We start from the raw sequence: 1,422 nt of genomic DNA on the forward strand, positions 1-1,422 counted from the left end.
GCCCCTGGCAAACATCGATTGTCAGCTGACAACGGAGTGATCTGCACCTGAGTACCCGCTGACCTAAACAACTACAGGTATCGTGAAATGGAATTTTGACACTGGTAAACAGCGATTGTCGGCTGACAACGGGGTGATCTGCGCCTAAGTACCCACAGTGAATGGACTATCAGTATCGTGATAAAGGTAAACGGTTGCATCTCAAAGAAAACCACAAGCCATTTGACGTGTGGTTTATTTTTTCACTCTATCAAGGTATAGATAAACATTATTTCTGGAGTTAATCTGTATACCTATTAGCATTACAACGATTTCTAATTGCAATTTTATTTCTAATCCAAGAGTCAATTTCTGCCTCTACAAATGCAACGGAGCGAGGCCCCAAACTTACCTGTTGTGGAAACAATCCGTGACTTATTAAGCTATAAACTGTAGACCTGGACATGCCTGTTTTTTTTACTACTTCAGTCATCTTGATCAAACGAATATCTTGTTCGTATACCATATACCCCTCACATTCTAGTTTGAGAAGAATTAAATCACATATAAAAAAATACACAAGAAAAACTTAGAGAGAAAACGAAATAAGCCATTGACTCTATTAGACTTTATAAATAACCACATAGAAATGACATACAATTATTATGTCTTATAAATAATTAGAGCTATTTTATAAGTGATTATAAATAACCATCCTTATGTTGGTGTACTGAACATAGCTGAACTTGCAATGGAGTAGCCTTGTTTTCAACAGCTCTGTATAAAACTTCGCCAACAAAAACCCAATCAAAACTCGTTATCATGCCTTTCTTACTTACAGAGGCGTTGTTGCCCAAATCTATACAGCTTGAATGTAACTACCTGAGGATTTGGCGTTCTGATCACCACCATCCTCTTCAAGTCTGCATTATGGGTACGTCGCCTCACACCATCGCCAACTGACCTAAATACAACAAATCTTTGATTAATAGTAGCTAACTCACCTTCTGGATTGATGCCGAAGCCATGAGCAATTGGTTTCGCTACGACCTTCATGTACGGCGGGACCGCAGCCCGCTTTACACTGACCAGACCATCAGTACCTCCCTGATGCTCAAGGGAATTTTCAACCTCACTCTGCGGGCTACTCAGGAACTACTCGACTCCCTGTTCGAGTTGATAAATGTGCCGTCGTGCTCACCGGACTATAGCTAATGGGATGGTCGCCCCTCCCCAAAACGGCATCTGAGTGCCAAAGTGGCGAATGTAAGTTCCCACTGATGAGAGAGGCGACCACCATGAAGGCTACGACTATCGGCATTGATCTGGCAAAACATCTCTTCCAATTACATGGCGTTGATCAACATGGCAAGACGGTCCTCAAGCGACAGTTGAAGCGGGATCAGATGCTCTCATTCTTTAGCAATCTTCCTCCTAGCCTGA

General features: G+C 42.1%; 1 protein-coding gene and 2 pseudogenes. 2 read left to right on the plus strand and 1 reads right to left on the minus strand.

Annotation, left to right across the window (positions count from 1 at the left end):
* Positions 1-280: 280 nt before the first annotated feature.
* Positions 281-505 (minus strand): AlpA family transcriptional regulator, encoded by a 225-nt coding sequence (locus BN1115_RS21350; RefSeq protein ID WP_042082421.1) that lies wholly within the window; start codon positions 503-505, stop codon positions 281-283.
* 455 nt (positions 506-960) lie between these two features.
* On the opposite strand from BN1115_RS21350, the pseudogene BN1115_RS00325 reads away from it, so the two are divergent.
* Positions 961-1,191: pseudogene (locus tag BN1115_RS00325) on the plus strand (transposase); the annotation flags it as partial.
* An 86-nt stretch (positions 1,192-1,277) separates the two neighbouring features.
* Positions 1,278-1,422: pseudogene (locus BN1115_RS22055) on the plus strand (IS110 family transposase); the annotation flags it as partial.

Source organism: Aeromonas allosaccharophila, assembly GCF_000819685.1.
Lineage (GTDB): Bacteria > Pseudomonadota > Gammaproteobacteria > Enterobacterales > Aeromonadaceae > Aeromonas > Aeromonas allosaccharophila.